This is a genomic window from Prosthecobacter sp. (genome assembly GCF_044226605.1).
GTDB lineage: Bacteria > Verrucomicrobiota > Verrucomicrobiia > Verrucomicrobiales > Verrucomicrobiaceae > Prosthecobacter.
Genome location: NZ_JBGAGS010000008.1, coordinates 25,984 through 42,708, shown reverse-complemented (window position 1 = coordinate 42,708; position 16,725 = coordinate 25,984). Strand labels below are relative to the sequence as shown.

The following is a 16,725-nucleotide window of genomic DNA, read 5'->3' as shown; positions in this document are numbered from 1 at the left end:
ATCCTTAATCACTCGTGCGCCTAACTTGGAGATGCCTTTTGGCTTTGCAAGCGCCGTAGGCATGGCAAGCATGCAGCATGCCATCCCCCCGCATCCTCATCCTCGGCGCCACCGGCGGTCTGGGGCGTGCCTTGAAGCGCCATTTTGGAGCGAGGAATGACCTCACCTGCTGGGGGCGGGCTGAGATGGACTTTGAGAAACCGGACGAGATTTCGGCGAAGCTGGCGAAGCAGGACTTTGATGTGGTGCTCAATGCCGCAGGGATGACCAGCCCGGATGTGTGCGAGGTGCAGCCGGAGCGTGCGCTGCTGGCGAATGTGGTGGCGCCCCAGATCATCGCCGAATGCTGCGAACGCAAAGGCGCGCGAATGGTTCAGTTCAGCACGGATTACGTGTTCAGCGGGGAGCCGCACGATCTGTGGCGGGAAGAGGATGAGACGAAGCCGGTGAATGTGTATGGCCGGACCAAGCTGGGAGGAGAAACGGCCGTGCTCAAGGCCTGCCCGCACGCCTTGGTGGCACGTGTTTCCTGGTTGTTTGGCCCGGACAAGCCGAGTCATCCGGACAACGTCATCCAGCGTGCCATGCAGACGGAGGAGCTGACTGCGGTGGCGGACAAGGTGTCTGCGCCGACGAGCAACTCAGACATTTGCAGGTGGCTTGAGCGTCTCATTCTGGAATATCCTGACACGCATGGAGTGCTGCACCTGTGCAACAGCGGCATCGCCTCCTGGCATACCTGGGCGGAAGCGGCACTGAACATCGCCGAGACGCTGGGTGTGCCGGTAAGAACGACGCGCGTGCAGCCAGTGGAACTGGCGAGCCTGACGCAGTTTAAGGCGCAGCGCCCGGTCATGACGCTGATGAGCAACGCCAAACTGCAAGGCCTGCTGCGGGAGGAGATCCGCAATTGGCACGATGCATTGGAAGAATATCTGGTGCAGAAGTATCAGCCCAAATGACTCCCGCCCCCGCTTCCGCCATGACCCGCTGCGAGATCCTGCATGAGGACCGGTTCCTCATCGTGGTAAACAAACCGCATGGCGTGCTCTCGCACCCGAACCCCAAGGCTGGGAAAGCGCAGATGGCGGCCTTTGAAGGCAGCTATGACCCGGCCCGGCGCTGTTTTAAGACGGCAGCTGGAAGCGTGTGGCTACTTCATCGGCTGGATCAGGACACATCGGGTGTCCTGCTGGGGGCCAAGGACGAGAAGACGGCGGCGGCATGTCGCGCGGCGTTTGAGGCGGAGCTGGTGCGGAAAAAATACCTCGCCCTGTGCAGCGGCAACGCCGCGAAGCCGGAGGGCGTGTGGCTGGACCATCTGATCACGGCGCATGCGAAGAACCAGGTGCGCACGACGGTGCGCCATGGGGTGCGGCCAAATGCCGAGGCGAAGTATCGGGTGATCGAGGCGAATGCTCTGAATCGCGTGGTGCTGATTGAAGTGGAGCTGATCACGGGAAAGACGCATCAGATCCGGGTGCAGGCGGCCTCAAGGCAGCTGCCGCTGGTGGGGGATGATGTTTATGGGTCGTTTGACCTGAACCGCAAGCTGCGGAAGACGATCCTGGCGAAGCGGCTGTTTCTGCACGCGCATGAGCTGAGCCTGAAACACCCGGCGTCCGGGCAGCAGCTCAGCGTGAAGGCACCGCTGCCGCCAGATTTGTGCGCGGTGCTGGAGGCAGCGGGTATGAAGAGGATATCGTAGATCTCTCGCTTTGCGAGAGGCGCTGAGTCATCTCGGCGGAGCGAGATGACTGCTTAGCGGCGGAATGGCTTAGAGGGCTTCCTGTTTGAGGAGGAAGTACTCGATGCCGTCGACGAGGGCTTTCCAGCTGGCGTCGATGATGTTGCAGCTGACGCCGACGGTGCCCCAGGTGGCGTTTCCATCCGTGCTGGTGATGAGGACGCGGGTCTTGGCGGCGGTACCGGTGCCGCCGTCGATGATGCGGACCTTGTAGTCGGCCAGACGCATCACCTTGAGGGCAGGGAAGAAGGGCAGGAGGGCTTTGCGCAGGGCGTTGTCGAGCGCATTCACGGGGCCGTCTCCTTCATCCACGGTGTAAACGCGGGTGCCGTCGACCTCGAGTTTGATGGTGGCTTCGCAGGTTTCAAAACCGTGCTCGCCGCCGTGGAAGCGGTGGGTGGAATGGTACTCGATGAGATTGAACACGGGCTGGTGCTGGCCGAGCTGCTTGCGGATGAGCATCTCGAAGGAAGCTTCAGCGGCTTCGAATTCGTAGCCTTCGCTTTCGAGGCGTTTGACCTCGCCGAGGATGGTCTGCACGCGGGCGTCTCCTTTGGCGAACTTGAAGCCCATGCCTTCGGCCTTGATGAGCACGTTGGACTGGCCGGACATGTCTGAGATGGTGATGACGCGCTGATTGCCGACGAGCGTGGGGTCCACATGCTCGTAGGTGCGGGCAAGTTTCTGCACGGCGTGCACATGGAGGCCGCCTTTGTGAGTGAAGGCGGCGACGCCGACGTAGGGGGCGCGGATGTCGTGCGGTACGTTGGCGAGTTCATCGACGAAGTTGGCGAGCTCGCGCAGGCGGGTGAGGTCGATGCCAAGCGGAATGCCCATCTTGATCTGAAGATTGGGCATGATGGTGGTGAGGTTGCAGTTTCCCACGCGCTCTCCGTAGCCATTGATGGTGCCCTGCACTTGGCAGGCGCCGGCGCGCACGGCAGCAAGGGCATTGGCCACGCCGACGCCGCCGTCATTGTGCGTATGAATGCCGACGGGACGGCCGAGGTGGGCGATGACTTTGCGGGTGGTTTCTTCAACGAACTCGGGAAGAGCGCCGCCATTGGTCTCGCAGAGGACGATGAGGTCTGCGCCGGCGTCCTGAGCGGCCTTGATGGTTTTGAGCGAGTATTCGGGGTCTTCTTTGAAGCTGTCGAAGAAGTGTTCGGCATCGTAGAGCACTTCGCGGCCGTGCTGTTTCAGATAGGCGACGGTGTCGGCGATCATGGCGAGGTTTTCCTCCAAGGTAACCTGGAAGACTTCGGTGACGTGGAGGGCCCAGGTCTTGCCGACGATGGTGACGGCGGGCGTCTTGGCATCGAGCAGCATTTTGACCTGAGGGTCGTCCTCGACCTTCATCTTGCCGCGGCGGGTCATGCCGAAGGCGGTGATCTTGGCGTTCTTCCAGGAACGCTTGGAGGCTTCTTCGAAGAAAGCGGCGTCTTTGGGATTGGAGCCGGGCCAGCCGCCCTCGATGTAGTGGACGCCGAAATCGTCGAGCTTTTCCGCCACGCGGATTTTGTCGAGGGTGCTGAAGGAGATGCCGGTGCCCTGCGTGCCGTCACGCAAGGTAGTGTCATAGATGGTAACTGTGGACATGAAAGAGGGGAAATGGAGAGGGGGACAGGGGTGCGCAATGAGAAAACAGGCCGGGCTGGCGGGTGGCCAGGGGTGCCGGGACGCCGGATGCCAAGGGCGCGTGGAGCGCAGGCATGCAAGGCAACGGACTCACCCGGCGACGTCAGGCGCGGACGAGTCCGAAGCTAATTCGGAAAATGAGGCGGTTGTCAGGGCAGTTTCCCATGATCGGCGCAAGGATTACGCCGGGCTGGCCCTGCTGGCAAAGAGAAGTTTTTCAGCGCCGGTGCGGCCTGACTATTTGCGCAGACCGCTTTCCGTGCCGCTTTGGACGGCAGGAATGGCGTTTTTACTCTGGGGTTTCTCAAATCCGCCGGTGGCGGAAGCGCGCAGGGCCTGGGCTGGCGCCTTGCCTTCGACGGCAGGAACTGAGCGAGTGCCCTCGTCCGGGCCAGCGGTGCGAGCCAGAGGGAGTTCGCTGAGATCCATCTTGGAAACGAAGGGCTTTTCAGAGGCAGCCGGGGAAGAAGTGAGGGCGGCACCGGGAGTTTCGCCAGGACGGGAGAGCATCCACGCGCTCACGGCGCAGACGGCAAGGGCGGCGGTGGCGAGGCTCCATTTGGGCACGAGAAGATTGCTCCACCAGGTGGAGAAGCGCTCCATGAGCAGCTCCACAGAAGACTGCTTGAGGAGTTCGGCACGCTGCCTCTGGTGAAACTGCTGAAGGAAGTTCTCCGTGAACCCTTCTTCGGGCTGTTCGAACCGCTTCAATCGAATCAACCGCTGGATGTTTTCGAATTCATTCATGGCGTGCTGTGGATTGTTGTTTCTATGCGTTAGGGGCAGACGTTAACTATTTTACGAAGTCTTCAAGATAGGTTTGGAGAAGGCGATGTGCATAAAACAACCGGGACCTGACAGTCCCTTCCGAGACTCCCAATATCTTGCTGATTTCGGCATGCTGGAGACCTTGTACGTCATACAAGGTCACCACCGTGCGGTGGTCTTCTGACAGCCTCATCATGGCTGCGTTCAACCTTTTCTGCAATTCGTGGATGTTAACCTCACGAAGAGTGCCTGAATTTGCCGTGGTAACACGAATGAATTCGGGATCGTTTTCGATGCCCGTATCTACATCGTCAAGACTGACTTTATGGTGGCGGCCACGCTTCTTGAGGAAGTTCAAAGTCATGTTCACCGCGATGGAGTAGATCCAGGTGTAGAACGATGACTTGCCCATGAAGCGCTTGATGGAGCGGTAGGCCTTGGCAAACACGTCCTGCAGCAGATCCGCGGTGTCCTCGCGGTTGGAGGTCATGTTGTAAATGAGGCCGTAAAGCTTCGGGGTGTACTTGCGGACGAGGTCATCAAAGGCACGCGTGTCTCCCGCCTGGGCTTTTTCCACCAGGATGCGATCCTCGGCGGAGCTGCTGCTGGGCGCGGGCTGTGTCAGCGAAGCTTCCGAAGATGCTGCGGCGCTGAGTGATGTTTCTTCCATTGCAGGTAAGAGAAACATTCGATGCACCAAGAGACAAGCATTTCTTCCGGTCGTACGAATTTCAATTATTTTTGAACATTCCAAAGGTGGTCCACGCAGATCTGTGACCACGTTTCGAGCTGGTCGTGCATGGCGTGCAGTTCTTCCAGTGTGTGAAAGCGCAGGTCCTGAATGGCGTCTTCGTTGGACTTCACGTCGTCGCTGCTGAGATCGAAGAAATGCACCACGCCGAGGTGTACGCTGCCGACTTCGGTGGCGTCGTCGTTGATGAGGCCGATCACTTTCTGCGTGTGAGTGCCGGAGATGACAAGTTCTTCGGCCATCTCGCGTTCGACGCCGTTGTAGTACATGGTTTCGCCGAGACCGTCCTGGCCTGCATCGACCGGATTGATATGGCCGCCGATGCCGATGGAGCGCTTGGCGACGAGACGCTTCTCCCCCGAACTGCCACCGCGGGTGTAGCTGAGGTAGCGGCCGGCGTGATGAAAGATGGTGTAGGGGATGAGCTGCTTGTGAGAAGGATCTTTTTCAGCAGCAGGGCGCTCCATGAAGTGATTGGCTCCCGGGGCCAGCATCGCGTGCAAGTAGCGGGGGGCATCGGCCTGGAAGCCTTGAAAACTGCCCAGTTGATCGAAAAGCTGACGGGTGATGACGAGGACGTGTTCCATGTGAAGAAGTGCAGAATGGATGGCAGTGCGGGGTGCGCAACCGATCAATCCAGCAACCAGACATCTGCAGCGTCTCCTGCTTGCAGGTTTTGTTCCGGCTCCAGCCGCAGCAGGGCATTTGCCCGGCTGAGCGAGAGCAGGGCGTGGCTCTGCTGGGAGCCGAGCGGCAGGAACTGGCCTTGGGAAAAGGTTCCGCGCAGGTAGTGGGGGCGGTCGCCGGGATTGGACAGGGCAGAACCAGCGGTCGCGGGAATGATGCGAGGTCCAAGGTGGGCATCTGAAGCGCCCAGCATTTTCAAGAGGGCAGGACGAACAAAAAGCTGAAACGTAACAAACGAAGACACCGGATTTCCGGGCAGGCCAAAGACGTGGGATGCACCACTCCGGGCGAAGAGGAAGGGCTTGCCGGGCTTCACCTTCACGCGCCAGAGCCCGGGCTCCACGCCAAGCTCTTTGAGCGCGGGCTTGATCTGGTCATGATCGCCGACGGAAACACCCCCGCTGACCAGCACGACGTCGTGGGTGCCCAGCAAGTGCCGGAGGGTCTCAATGGTGTGCGGGAGATCATCGCGGCAGTGCGCCTGGGTGCTTTCCCGAATGCCCATTTGCGCGAGCATGCCGCGCAGCATGAGGCCGTTGGTATTGTAAATCTGCCCCGCACGGAGTGGGCCTGCACCGGGGGCTACGAGCTCGTCTCCGGTGCTGAGCACGGCGACACGTGGCGGAGTGTGAACTTTGATTTGCTCCAGGCCCTGGGAGGCCAGCACGGCCATGCGGCCAGGAGTGATCTTTTCCCCGGCACGCAGCACAAACTGGCCGTGGCAGAGGTCCGTGCCTGCGCGCCGGATGTTTTCCCCGGCGACGACGGGATCGGTGCAGGTGATGCGATCCTCCTCGCGTCGAACGTCCTCCTGCATGATCACGGCATCGGCGCCGGCGGGAATGGGCGCACCGGTAAAAATGCGAATAGCGCAGCCGCTTTGCAGCTGCAGAGAGGCGTCCAGCCCGGCAGCCTGCTCGCCGGAGACGCGCAGAGGCTGAGAGGTGGTGGTATCAGCGGCGCGGAGGGCATAGCCATCCATGGCTGACTGATCAAAGGCAGGGATGGGAACGGTGGCGGTGACATCCTGTGCGGCGTAGTGATCCAGCGCAGCAAACAAGGCGGCGGATTGCACGGATGCTGGCGCCACGGAGGCGAGGACCCGGGCGAGAGCTTCGCTTTCAGAGATCATCGGATCACAGGCGGCAGTTTGCTGAGATCCGCCGCAGGTTCATCTGCCGGCCGGGTGGTTTTGGACGGGCTTGGTGGCAGAGGTATGGGCTGCAGCATGGAGGGCGGTGTCTGATTGACCGGCAGCTGTGTCGAGCCAGGGGGCGGGGTTTGACCCTGCATGGACTTGAACGGTGCCATTGGCTGAAAGGGGGTGTTGAGCGGCGGGGGCACATCCGCCTGCATGATGGGAGTCAGGGGCACCTGGACGGCATCGGGGGCTACCATGGGTGCTGCGGAGGGAGCTGCTCCCTCTGCGGATTTGACCTGGTAGACCACCAGATCGCGCAGCTGCGGCATGCCCTGGGTGATGTCTGCGGTGATGTAGTTGCCCTTGCGCTCGGGGGTGACTTTGAGCCGGGCGTCCGAACCGTTCACGCCCTGGGAAATGATCTCGGTGCCGGCGGGGATGTTCACGCGCTGTTCGCAATTGATGAGCACGTAGTTCTGCTCGGGGTTCACCATCTCGATGACGCCGATGACCTTGGCCTCGCCGAGCTTTTTGTCCTTCGGCGATTTATTCGAAGATGCGGACATCATGCCTCCGAACTTTTGTCCGAGGTAGGTGCAACTGGACAGCCCCAGCAGCAAGGCGAGGCACAGATGGCGCTGAAACGACATGCCCTACAGATGCCGCATCGGCGGCAGGCTGTAAAGCAGGTAACAGGGGCATCCAAATGAAGCTGGCGGACGATGCGCAAGCTCTGGTAAGATGGCGCTGAATGGAGCAGGACGCAGACATCAATCCCTATGCGCCGCCGCAGTCGCGGCTGGTGGATGAATCATCGCCCGAGGCGATGCGCCGCGCGATGCTCAGGCATGAGTCTGAGATCCGAGGCGTGGGTGCGATGTTTGGCCTGATCGGCGCGGTGCTGCTTCTGCCGGCGCTGATTCAGGGAGGGGAACTGGTCTCCGGGAGATTCAGAGGAAATGACTTCGCGATCTGGCTGGTGATCCTGGCGAGCGCCTCAGCCGCTTTGTGCCTGGGAGCCGGACTGCGGCGACTGAAACCGTGGGCGCGAGTGCCCGTGGCGGTCATCTCGGGCATTCTGCTTTTGGTCTCCATACCCACCGTCGTCGGGCCGACGATGAACGGCTACGTGCTGTGGCTGATGCTCTCAGAGAAAGGACGCATTGTGATGTCTCCAGGGTATGAAAGGATCGTCGGGCTGACGCCCGAGGTGAAAACGCGGTTTTCAATCGTCTCGATCCTTTTCATTGTCCTTCTGGTGCTGTTTGTCCTTTCGATTCTCGTGGCGCTGCTTGCTCCGGCGTTTTCCCACCGGTGAGGGAATGGCACAGTTTCTCCGCCGACTTCAACGGCATGGCTTGACGGCGTTTATTCCGAGCGGAGCGTACGGTGAAACTGTGGTCATGGCGGTGGAGCTGTGAATAGCGGATGGACCTTATGAGCGCTTTTTTGAAATCTTTGACTTCACTTTTCAGCTCGCCTTTTGAACTCCAGGTTTTTGGGGACAGCCACTGCAAGGTGTATGGTGTCGAATATGGCGTGCTGTGTGAGTGCCTCTCCCAACTGCCTTGCGTGGTCAGGCAGCTCAAGTCCCGCTATTTGCGGCATGGTGCGGGAGTCTATGGGGAATTCGATTTTAACGGGCATACGTTTGAGATCGAGGGGGATTGCTGGGATGATGGGCTGTGGATTTGTCCCAAGGATGGGGCGGCGCATGCTGAAGGGATGCGGGCCATCCGTGAACAGGTGGAACGACGGGGGTCGAGAGCATGAAACTCTTGTTTCGCACCTCGATCGCGGTCCTTGCCGTCATCGGCCTGCTATCCGTCGTGGGCGCTTCAGCCGGACTGTGGTGGCTGTGCCATGAATGGACAACCGACAGCTCCAAGCCGGTGGTGCAGCACCTTACCGATCACCTCAGCACTTTAAGCCGGGACAGAGACCGGCTGCTGCCTGTGTCCGGCAAAGAGTTACGAGGGAAGATCGTAAAACCAGCCGACCTTCCTGAATCCCTGCGGGTGCCAGGATTGCTGCATGCGCTGATTCATGACGACCGCATCACGCTCGTCACCTACCATTCTCCTGATACGGACTCAGGCTTTCGCGTGTGGAAGTCGGGCATGGGCGAGGGGTTTGCCGATCAGCCAACGGCCATTCCGTTTGTGACGCGGTTTCGATACTGCGATGATTATCCGGTGTCTTCAGAGAACAGGCTGGAGTGAAAGCCTGCAGACCGTCAGCAACCATGATGAATACTGACTATCGACGTCTTTGGCTTGCGGTGACGCAAGCGCCGCATCATCGCGATGCGTTTTCCGCGCATGGTCCTGATCATTGGCGGCGGGTGGAGCGCAACGGCTGCGTGCTGGCGGCGAGAACGGGAGCCAAGGTCGATGTGGTGAGATTGTTCGCGCTGTTTCACGACAGCCGCCGGGAAAACGAGGGCTGGGATCCTGGACATGGGAAACGAGGCGCGGAGTTTGCGGCGACTTTCCGCGGGCGTTTCTTTGATCTGTCTGATGAGGACTTTGCGCTACTGCATTTCGCCTGTGTCTGGCATACCGAGGGAGAGCACCATGATGATCCCACCATCGGTTCATGCTGGGATGCGGACAGGCTGGACCTCGGACGGGTGGGGATGGTCCCAAACGCGCTGTTTATGAGCACGGCCTTTGGCAAGGAGATCGCCGACTACGGCACGATCCATCCATGGGTGCATCTGGCGGAGCCCTATCTAGGCGGCGAGGAGTGATGTCTTACGCGATGATCGCCAGCTTCTTCAGCGTGGCGGTCAGTTCGGCGACTTTTTCCTTTTCCATGCCGACGAGCGGCAGGCGCAGCTCATCGGTGCAGTGGCCGGCCAGCGACATCGCGGTTTTGATCGGGATGGGGTTGGTGGCCAGCTTGAGGAAGGCAGCGAAGAGCGGGTAGTACTTCGTGTGGATCTTCAAGGCTGCGGCGTAGTCGCCTTTGAGAGCCAACTGGACCATCTCGCTGATGGGCTTTGGAATGAGATTGGAAGCAACGCTGACGATGCCGACGCCGCCGACGGACATGAAGGGCAGGGTGAGACCGTCGTCTCCGGACATGATCTCGAAGTCGGCAGGCAGGATCTGCTTCATCTGGCTGACGCGTTCGGGATTGCCACCGGCTTCCTTGATGGAGCGGATGTTCGGGCAGCTCTCGGCAAGGCGCACGAGGACATCCAGACCGATCTCAATGCCGCAGCGGCCGGGGATGCTGTAAAGCATGAGCGGGAGCTTGGTGTTGTCTGCGATGGCTTTGAAATGCTGGTAGAGGCCTTCGGGCGTGGGCTTGTTGTAATACGGGGCGACCTGGAGGGAGGCGGTGGCTCCTGCGGCCTCGGCTTCCTGGGTGAGCTCGATGGCCTCGCGGGTGGAATTGGATCCGGTGCCGGCCATGACGACGCCACGGCCTTTGGCGAACTCAACGGTCAGCTTCACCACGCGGGAATGCTCTTCATGGTCCAGCGTGGGGGATTCACCGGTGGTACCGCAGGGCACGACGCCCGTGACACCGTTGTCGAACTGGAAGTCGATGAGCGATTTGAGGGCGGCTTCATCAATCTGGCCGTTGCGGAAAGGGGTGACGATGGCGGTGTGGGTTCCTGCGAACATGGGAGCGATAGGGGAAAGAGGTAATCTTTCGGACTGAAAACTGGGAATTGAAAACTGAAAATTGGAAATTGTCGGGCTAGGCGCTAGCGGCGTTTTTTGGTGAGGGAGTTGGCTTTGGCGGTTACGATGGACTTTCCGACAATGTTCATCAGTTCGGAGCATTCCTCGATCAGGGGAGTGAGCCGACCTTTTTTCATGGTTGCTGTCTTGACGGAAAGTTTCAGCCAGATGCGGGTTTCCCGCAGTTCCTTGAGGACTACACCAAGTTTGTGGGTGAAATCATTGTGGCTTTCAGCTGCGCAAGCTTCGGCGTAATTGGGGGCGGGGGATGTGCCGCAGCGAATCATCTGGCCAGAAATGTGCCTGCCGGTTTTGGTGTCCGGGAGAGCTTCCACCAAGGCACAAATCCGAGCCGCGAAATCCAAGAACCGATCCTCCATCTCTTCTGCCAATGCCAAAGACGACTTCTGCGCATTCATGCAATTTTCAGTTTTCAGTTCCTAGTTTCCAATTTTCAGTCTCCGGAAAGTCCCCGCCTAGATCGAGACCGTCCCCGTGAACACGAAGTCCGCGGGGCCGAAAAGGGTCACGTTGGTGTACTCGCTCTTGTCGGGTTCTTCGAAGCCGACTTTGAGGGTGTCGCCACCTTTGACGAGGACGCTGATGGGGCCGGGTTCGCCGGTAAGCTCGTGGTAGATGAGGGCGCAGCCGACCATGCCGGTGCCGCAGGCGAGGGTTTCATCCTCCACGCCGCGCTCGTAGGTGCGGATGGCGATGCTGCCGGGGGCGACGACCTTGGCAAAGTTGGCATTGGTGCCCTTGGGCTTGAAGGCCTCATGGTAGCGCAGGGCGGCACCCCATTCGCGGATGGGCACCACGTCGAGGTCATCGACCATGACCACGGCATGCGGCACGCCGGTGTTCACGCTGTGCACGGTCAGCCCGGCTCCGGCCACTTCAAGGTGCTGGGAGAGCTTGAGGCTGTGCGGGGTGCTCATGTTGATGCGCACCTGGTCGCCTTCGAATTCGGCGGAGATGATGCCCGCCTGCGTTTCAAAGGCGATCTTGGTGAGCTTGTCTCCATGCAGGTGATTGACGAAACGGCCGAAGCAGCGTGCGCCATTGCCGCACATCTCGGCTTCGCCGCCGTCGGCATTGTAGTAGCGCATTTTGAAGTCGCCGGTGCCGGTGGCGGGCTCGACGCAGAGCAGGCCGTCCGCACCGATGCCGCGATGGCGGTCGCAGAGCTTTTCGATCTGCTCCTTGGTGAGGGAGATGGAAAGGTTGCGATTGTCCAGCATGACGAAGTCATTGCCGGCGCCGTTCATTTTGGTGAAGTTGAGAGTCATGAGAGAAAGTGGGGTCAAGGGGTGGTCAAGGAGTCAGAGAGCGTGGACGGCATCGACAAGAGGTTTGACGAAGGCTTCGACCTTGGCGGCGCAATCGGGCGAAGAGCCGTTTTGCTCAATGAGCTTTACGATGGCGCTGCCGACGACGACGCCATCGGCTTTGCTGGCGACCTCGGCGGCCTGGGAGGGATTGGACACGCCGAAGCCGACGCACACGGGGACTTCTGTGGCGGCTTTAATGATGGCGACCTGCTCGGCAATGCCGGTGGCGATCTGCGCCTGTGCGCCAGTGACGCCGAGGCGGCTGACGTAGTAGACAAAGCCTTCGGCGCTTTTGGCGATGCTGGCGATACGATCCGAGGGAGAGGTGGGGGCGATGAGCTGGATGTGCTTCAGCTCCGGAGCGGCCTTCAGCTCCACATTTTGCGCGGCTTCATCTGGCGGCAGGTCCAGCACAAGCACGCCATCGGCTCCGGCGGCGGCGGCATCCTTGTGGAACTGCTCGTAGCCGTAGGCGTAGACGGGATTGAGGTAGGTGAAAAGCACCAGCGGTACCTGTGACTGCGTGCGCAGCTTTTTGATCATCTCGAGCACCTTGGGCGTGGAGGCTCCGGCCTTGAGAGCACGGTCTGCCGCCATTTGATTGACAATGCCGTCGGCCAGCGGGTCGGAGAAGGGCACGCCGAGCTCCACGACATCCACCCCGGCACGTTCCAGGCCCAGGACGATGTCGATGGTGGCATCAAGCGTGGGATCTCCGGCGCAGACATAAGCGACGAATGCCTTCTTCTTCTGAGTGCGAAGCTGGGCAAAACGGGCGTCGAGACGGTTGGTTGGGGCAGACATGGGGCGAGGTGTTTAGCATGCGAAAGGGCGGATGTCGAATGCCGGAATGCAGGAAGAAATGATGGCTGGAGGCTTGAGCGATGGCGGTTCGGTCGTAGTATTGATCCTCATGAGAAGGGTATCCTTTTTTTCAATCCTACTGGGCGCAGGGGCGGTTTTTGCAGCGGAGGTGCCGATGGCTGAGGTGTCGCTGAAGGCGTTTGCACCCACGCCGCCTGCGCTGACCGGGCCCACGGAACCGGCCAAACCGATGGAGGCCAAAGCGCCCAAACTTTCCAAGGCGGCCAATTCCAAACTGCTGCTGGAGCAGATCGGCATCAAACTAACAGAGGCGCAGAAGACGTATCTGGAGGAGAACCGCTTTGTGCTGATCGGGCTGGAAGGGACGAACCTGGAGACCGTATTTGAAGCGCCGCCGAAACCGGGGCAGAAGGACGAGGATGGCAACGAGGTGCGTGATTACCGCTCCACGCCCGATGAAATGCTGGCCGCGTTCGACAAGATCGACAAAGACTCTTCAGATCCATGGTCACGCAATCCTGGTCAGGCCAAGCTGATCACGCCAGATCTGGCGATGCACGCTTTTCACCGGTATTTCGCGAGTGCGATGGAGTTCATTGAAAAACGTCAGATGCGGGCAAGACTGGAAACATTCCTGGGGCGCGGCATGCGCAGTGCTGCGAGTTTGAAAAAGGGTACTCCTGCCAAAGCTGCGGCGCGGCTGGAGGTGCTGGAGGCGCAGCTGGCCGCCGCATGGTGCGTGCTGGGGCTCGAGACGAAGGCACCGAAAAAGGAAGGCGAGGAGGACATTGATCCCGAAGTGAAAAAGCAGATGGAGCGTGCCAATCCGTCCACGGATCCGCGCACCGTCACTGAACGACTGGCCGCGATGACGAAGCGATTCTCTGACGACACCGCCGCGCTTCTGCGCAGCGATGTGAACCAGATCATGAAGGCGGCGTCAGCGGGCGGGGGCGGCCTGTTCAATGAGTATGATAACTCCAAGAGACCTGACTACTCGCAGTTCCGCGTGCGCTCGCACTACACGAAAAGCGAAGAGCTGAGCGGGTACTTCCGCTCGATGATGTACCTGGGCCGCAGCGGCTACGCGCTCAATCCTGCGAGCGGGCCGCCGACACTGGGCCTGTCTGACTCCCTGCTGATGCTGCTGGTGCTTTCCACGCCGGACAAAGATGGGCGACGTGCGGTGGATGACTGGCGCTCGCTCATGGAGATCACGGGCTTTTTTGCCGGGCCGAGCGATGACCTGACCTTCATCGAGCTGCGAAAATGGGTGAAGGACACGCTGGGCCAGGACGCGCTGGCGCTAAGCGATGTGTTTGATGAGAAAAAGCTCGGCAGGCTCAAGGCGGCGCTGGGAAGTCTGCGGGCGCCACTGATCATCTCAGATGGCCGGGGAAGGCCGCAGAATGCGGAAGATCTTCGGCCTGAGTTTCGCATCTTTGGCCAGCGCTTCAGCTACGATGCGTGGATTTTGAACAACTTCATCACCGACAAGCTAACCATGCCGAGCGGCCTGTTTGTGTCTGCGGCATTTGGGGATGATGTGGCGGAGGAACATTCTCAGGAATTTATTCGTGATCGATTCTCCGCGCAAGAAGGGGGGCTGGAAGGGTTCAACCACACGCTGGCAAGACTGCGCCTGGAACTGGTGAAGACACCGGACAGAACGTGGTTTGGCAGCATGGCGGGCAAGCAGCTCAATGCGCTGTCAATGCTGGCGGGGCATCGCAATGCGAACTATCCTGCGTTTATGAACTCGCCGGCTTTTGCTGCGAAAAACATTGAGTCGATGCTGGGGCACTGGACGGAGATCAAGCATGACACTGTGCTCTATGCGAAGCAAAGCTATGCCGAACTGGGCGAAGGTGGTGTGGCAGACAAGCGCCCGCTGCCAGAGCTGCCGCGGGGATTTGTGCAGCCAGACGTGGCCTTCTGGCGCGAGATGGAGCGTCTGGCGATTTTTACACGCGCGGGCATCAAGGAGCATCAGCTGCTGCCGGATCTGGAGGATGAGGAGTTTGGCACGCTGGCCCGTTTTGTGGACAACATGCGCTTCTGCCGGCAGATGGCGGAAAAGGAAATTCGTGGCGAAAAGCTGACGGACCGTGAGCACGAGCAGATCTGGTCCTTTTCGCTGATGGACATGGACACGCCAGTGGACCCCTCGGAAGCTCCGAGCGCGGACCGTGGCAAGGTGGCGCTCGTCACCGATGTGCATACGGACGCGTACTTGCATCAGGTGCTGCAGGAGGCGCTGGGCAGGCCTTGCATCATGATCGCGCTTGTCGGCAACGAGAATACGCCGCGCCTCGTGGCGGGAATGGCCTACCAGCATTTTGAATTTGTCGGCTCGCAGGACAAGCGTGCCACGGATGAGGAGTGGAGAGCCAAAGTGTACACTGCGCAGCCGCAGCTGCCAGAACGCGCGAAATGGGCGGTGCCGGTTTTTCCTGCGAAGGCGGAATGAGATGAGAGTGCGCCTGCTGCTTTTTCTGCTGACGGCGTGCGGTGCCAATGCACAGCCCTATCCGCTTTTCTACACCGACGCGGGGCCGTTTCGTGAGGCGCATGCGCGGGTGGAGCGGGAGGGCCGCCCGCTGGCGCAGGAGCTCTCGGGTGTCACGGTGCCGCACCATCTGCTGGCGCTGGATTTGATCGCCGAGACGCTGTGGATGGCTTCGGCAGGGAAGTATGAGCGCATCGTCCTGCTGACACCGGAGCATTTCAAACGGGGCAAAACGCCAGCCTCGACTACGAGACGGGATTTCCTGACACCGCTGGGACTTGTGAAGGTGGATGCGGAGGCGGTGCGCGAGCTGCTGCAGGAGGGCCTGATGAGCGAGTCCGCGCTTTTCAGCCATGAGCACGGCGTACAGGCACTGCTGCCATCTGTGCGGCATTTTTTTCCTGACACGCCGGTGGTGCCGGTGGCGCTGGATGTGCGCTCCACGCCGGAAGACTGGGCCAGGCTGCTGCCCGCGCTGGCGAAGTGTGTGAAGTCAAAGAAAACGCTGGTGGTGCAGTCCACGGACTTCTCCCACTACCTGCCCCAGGTGCAGGCCCGTGAAAAAGATGCGGAGACGCTGCGGGTGCTGGCGGCGGGAGACGTGGAGGCGATTCCGAAGCTGGATCAGCCTGGCAACCTGGACTCCAAAGCGGCGCAGTGGCTCATGCTACGGCTGCAAGGGGAGATCGGCGCAGCGGGCGTGGTGCTGCGCAATCGCAATGCCATTCACTACGGCGGGCGGCGCGATGAGCCGGAGACAACGAGCTACATCACACAGCTTTACAGCACGCAGGCCATACCGGGGCGCTCTCTGCCGGGGGCGCGTTTTTATTTCGGTGGCGATGTTCATTTCGGCCGTGCCGTGGCCTCCAATCTGGCACTACCGGAAGAGGCGGCGCGGATAGAGAAAGCGATTCTGGATGTGACGGGTGGTGCGCCACTGATCATCAACCTCGAAGGCGTGATGCTGCCTGAGGTGCCGGCCAAGCTGAGGCATCCGTATCAAATAGGAATGCCGCGTGATCTTGCGCTCGCATGGCTGAAGCGGCTCAAAGTCAGCGCGGTCTCGCTGGCCAACAATCACAGCCATGATTTTGGCGTGAAGGCTTATGAAGCCATGAAGAGCGACCTCATGGCCGCAGGCATTGTGGTGCTGGAAGACAAAGCGCTGGTGGAGATGACTGATTTTCGCCTCGGAGCGGCCACGGATGTGGAGAACTCGCCTGAGCCTGCGTGGAAGCTGCTGGAGGCGGGGGCTTTTGCGGCATGGAAGCCAACGACAAAACCTCTCTTCGCTTTTTTGCACCTGGGCACGGAATACTCCGCCACACCTGCGATACGAGAAAGCTTGATCGCCAGCTGGGCGGAGCAGGCGGGGGCACGGCTTATTCTAGGCAGTCACCCGCACCGCCCCTCTGCGGGCTGGGAGCGTGGCAAGTCCTCGCTGCGCTGGTACTCGATGGGAAATCTGCTGTTTGACCAAAGCGATCCGCGCAACACGGGCGGACTTATCGAGGTTCGCTTTCTGGATCAAGGCACGTGGACGACGCGCTGGCTGCCGCTGGGGAATGTGTTTTCTCCCAAGCCCTGAGCGCATGCGAGACCCGCAGTCCAGCGAGTATCTTGGAAC

General features: G+C 60.3%; 18 protein-coding genes. 7 read left to right on the top strand and 11 right to left on the bottom strand.

What is annotated here, in order from left to right; translation table 11 throughout:
• Positions 1-77: 77 nt before the first annotated feature.
• Both rfbD and ACILSO_RS12240 read left to right on the top strand, forming a co-directional pair.
• Positions 78-962, top strand: coding sequence for a dTDP-4-dehydrorhamnose reductase (gene rfbD / locus ACILSO_RS12245; protein WP_395737697.1), 885 nt, complete (start codon positions 78-80; stop codon positions 960-962).
• Positions 959-1,708, top strand: a complete 750-nt coding sequence (locus tag ACILSO_RS12240) for an RluA family pseudouridine synthase (RefSeq protein WP_395737696.1) — start codon at positions 959-961, stop codon at positions 1,706-1,708. The genes rfbD and ACILSO_RS12240 overlap by 4 nt, the downstream gene beginning before the upstream one ends.
• Positions 1,709-1,777: 69 nt before the next feature.
• Here ACILSO_RS12240 and cimA read toward each other — a convergent pair whose 3' ends face one another.
• From cimA to ACILSO_RS12210, 6 genes are all read right to left on the bottom strand, one after another.
• Positions 1,778-3,346, bottom strand: coding sequence for a citramalate synthase (gene cimA / locus ACILSO_RS12235; protein ID WP_395737695.1), 1,569 nt, complete (start codon positions 3,344-3,346; stop codon positions 1,778-1,780).
• A 276-nt stretch (positions 3,347-3,622) separates the two neighbouring features.
• Entirely contained in the window at positions 3,623-4,132 is a 510-nt protein-coding gene (locus ACILSO_RS12230) for a hypothetical protein (RefSeq protein WP_395737694.1), read from the bottom strand.
• A gap of 46 nt (positions 4,133-4,178) precedes the next feature.
• Positions 4,179-4,823 carry a sigma-70 family RNA polymerase sigma factor gene (locus tag ACILSO_RS12225; protein ID WP_395737693.1) on the bottom strand — a complete coding sequence of 215 codons (645 nt, stop codon included), beginning with the start codon at positions 4,821-4,823 and terminating at the stop codon, positions 4,179-4,181.
• Between the two features lie 65 nt (positions 4,824-4,888).
• On the bottom strand, positions 4,889-5,491 hold the full coding sequence (locus ACILSO_RS12220; RefSeq protein WP_395737692.1) for a hypothetical protein: 603 nt from the start codon (positions 5,489-5,491) through the stop codon (positions 4,889-4,891).
• Between the two features lie 44 nt (positions 5,492-5,535).
• On the bottom strand, positions 5,536-6,723 hold the full coding sequence (gene glp, locus ACILSO_RS12215) for a gephyrin-like molybdotransferase Glp (RefSeq protein WP_395737691.1): 1,188 nt from the start codon (positions 6,721-6,723) through the stop codon (positions 5,536-5,538).
• Positions 6,720-7,382: a hypothetical protein gene (locus ACILSO_RS12210; protein ID WP_395737690.1), complete on the bottom strand. Its 663-nt coding sequence runs from the start codon at positions 7,380-7,382 to the stop codon at positions 6,720-6,722. The genes glp and ACILSO_RS12210 overlap by 4 nt, the downstream gene beginning before the upstream one ends.
• A 101-nt stretch (positions 7,383-7,483) precedes the next feature.
• Between ACILSO_RS12210 and ACILSO_RS12205 the strand changes: the two genes are divergently transcribed.
• Entirely contained in the window at positions 7,484-8,050 is a 567-nt protein-coding gene (locus tag ACILSO_RS12205; protein WP_395737689.1) for a hypothetical protein, read from the top strand.
• A gap of 146 nt (positions 8,051-8,196) precedes the next feature.
• Here ACILSO_RS12205 and ACILSO_RS12200 read toward each other — a convergent pair whose 3' ends face one another.
• The gene (locus ACILSO_RS12200) at positions 8,197-8,448 is read right to left on the bottom strand and encodes a hypothetical protein (RefSeq protein WP_395737688.1); all 252 of its coding nucleotides are present in this window, start codon (positions 8,446-8,448) and stop codon (positions 8,197-8,199) included.
• Positions 8,449-8,501: 53 nt separating this feature from the next.
• On the opposite strand from ACILSO_RS12200, the gene ACILSO_RS12195 reads away from it, so the two are divergent.
• Together ACILSO_RS12195 and ACILSO_RS12190 are read left to right on the top strand one after the other, a co-directional pair.
• Positions 8,502-8,954 (top strand): hypothetical protein, encoded by a 453-nt coding sequence (locus tag ACILSO_RS12195; RefSeq protein WP_395737687.1) that lies wholly within the window; start codon positions 8,502-8,504, stop codon positions 8,952-8,954.
• A gap of 23 nt (positions 8,955-8,977) precedes the next feature.
• Entirely contained in the window at positions 8,978-9,484 is a 507-nt protein-coding gene (locus ACILSO_RS12190) for a hypothetical protein (protein WP_395737686.1), read from the top strand.
• 4 nt (positions 9,485-9,488) lie between these two features.
• Here ACILSO_RS12190 and dapA read toward each other — a convergent pair whose 3' ends face one another.
• From dapA to trpA, 4 genes are all read right to left on the bottom strand, one after another.
• Positions 9,489-10,370 (bottom strand): 4-hydroxy-tetrahydrodipicolinate synthase, encoded by an 882-nt coding sequence (gene dapA / locus ACILSO_RS12185; protein ID WP_395737685.1) that lies wholly within the window; start codon positions 10,368-10,370, stop codon positions 9,489-9,491.
• Between the two features lie 83 nt (positions 10,371-10,453).
• Positions 10,454-10,849, bottom strand: coding sequence for a four helix bundle protein (locus ACILSO_RS12180; protein ID WP_395737684.1), 396 nt, complete (start codon positions 10,847-10,849; stop codon positions 10,454-10,456).
• 57 nt (positions 10,850-10,906) lie between these two features.
• Positions 10,907-11,719 carry a diaminopimelate epimerase gene (gene dapF / locus ACILSO_RS12175; RefSeq protein ID WP_395737683.1) on the bottom strand — a complete coding sequence of 271 codons (813 nt, stop codon included), beginning with the start codon at positions 11,717-11,719 and terminating at the stop codon, positions 10,907-10,909.
• A gap of 33 nt (positions 11,720-11,752) precedes the next feature.
• The gene (gene trpA, locus ACILSO_RS12170) at positions 11,753-12,565 is read right to left on the bottom strand and encodes a tryptophan synthase subunit alpha (protein ID WP_395737682.1); all 813 of its coding nucleotides are present in this window, start codon (positions 12,563-12,565) and stop codon (positions 11,753-11,755) included.
• A gap of 109 nt (positions 12,566-12,674) precedes the next feature.
• Here trpA and ACILSO_RS12165 point away from each other — a divergent pair, with 109 nt between their 5' ends.
• Positions 12,675-15,056: a DUF3160 domain-containing protein gene (locus ACILSO_RS12165; protein WP_395737681.1), complete on the top strand. Its 2,382-nt coding sequence runs from the start codon at positions 12,675-12,677 to the stop codon at positions 15,054-15,056.
• Between the two features lies 1 nt (position 15,057).
• A complete protein-coding gene (gene amrB, locus ACILSO_RS12160; protein WP_395737680.1) occupies positions 15,058-16,686 on the top strand; it encodes an AmmeMemoRadiSam system protein B in 1,629 nt (542 codons plus the stop codon).
• Positions 16,687-16,725: the final 39 nt, after the last annotated feature.

Coding starts and splice junctions, on each gene's coding strand:
- rfbD (WP_395737697.1), top strand. CDS start 78: ATGCCATCCCCCCGCATCCTCATCCTCGGCGCCACCGGCGGTCTGGGG.
- ACILSO_RS12240 (WP_395737696.1), top strand. CDS start 959: ATGACTCCCGCCCCCGCTTCCGCCATGACCCGCTGCGAGATCCTGCAT.
- cimA (WP_395737695.1), bottom strand. CDS start 3,346: ATGTCCACAGTTACCATCTATGACACTACCTTGCGTGACGGCACGCAG.
- ACILSO_RS12230 (WP_395737694.1), bottom strand. CDS start 4,132: ATGAATGAATTCGAAAACATCCAGCGGTTGATTCGATTGAAGCGGTTC.
- ACILSO_RS12225 (WP_395737693.1), bottom strand. CDS start 4,823: ATGGAAGAAACATCACTCAGCGCCGCAGCATCTTCGGAAGCTTCGCTG.
- ACILSO_RS12220 (WP_395737692.1), bottom strand. CDS start 5,491: ATGGAACACGTCCTCGTCATCACCCGTCAGCTTTTCGATCAACTGGGC.
- glp (WP_395737691.1), bottom strand. CDS start 6,723: ATGATCTCTGAAAGCGAAGCTCTCGCCCGGGTCCTCGCCTCCGTGGCG.
- ACILSO_RS12210 (WP_395737690.1), bottom strand. CDS start 7,382: ATGTCGTTTCAGCGCCATCTGTGCCTCGCCTTGCTGCTGGGGCTGTCC.
- ACILSO_RS12205 (WP_395737689.1), top strand. CDS start 7,484: ATGGAGCAGGACGCAGACATCAATCCCTATGCGCCGCCGCAGTCGCGG.
- ACILSO_RS12200 (WP_395737688.1), bottom strand. CDS start 8,448: ATGCGCCGCCCCATCCTTGGGACAAATCCACAGCCCATCATCCCAGCA.
- ACILSO_RS12195 (WP_395737687.1), top strand. CDS start 8,502: ATGAAACTCTTGTTTCGCACCTCGATCGCGGTCCTTGCCGTCATCGGC.
- ACILSO_RS12190 (WP_395737686.1), top strand. CDS start 8,978: ATGATGAATACTGACTATCGACGTCTTTGGCTTGCGGTGACGCAAGCG.
- dapA (WP_395737685.1), bottom strand. CDS start 10,370: ATGTTCGCAGGAACCCACACCGCCATCGTCACCCCTTTCCGCAACGGC.
- ACILSO_RS12180 (WP_395737684.1), bottom strand. CDS start 10,849: ATGAATGCGCAGAAGTCGTCTTTGGCATTGGCAGAAGAGATGGAGGAT.
- dapF (WP_395737683.1), bottom strand. CDS start 11,719: ATGACTCTCAACTTCACCAAAATGAACGGCGCCGGCAATGACTTCGTC.
- trpA (WP_395737682.1), bottom strand. CDS start 12,565: ATGTCTGCCCCAACCAACCGTCTCGACGCCCGTTTTGCCCAGCTTCGC.
- ACILSO_RS12165 (WP_395737681.1), top strand. CDS start 12,675: ATGAGAAGGGTATCCTTTTTTTCAATCCTACTGGGCGCAGGGGCGGTT.
- amrB (WP_395737680.1), top strand. CDS start 15,058: ATGAGAGTGCGCCTGCTGCTTTTTCTGCTGACGGCGTGCGGTGCCAAT.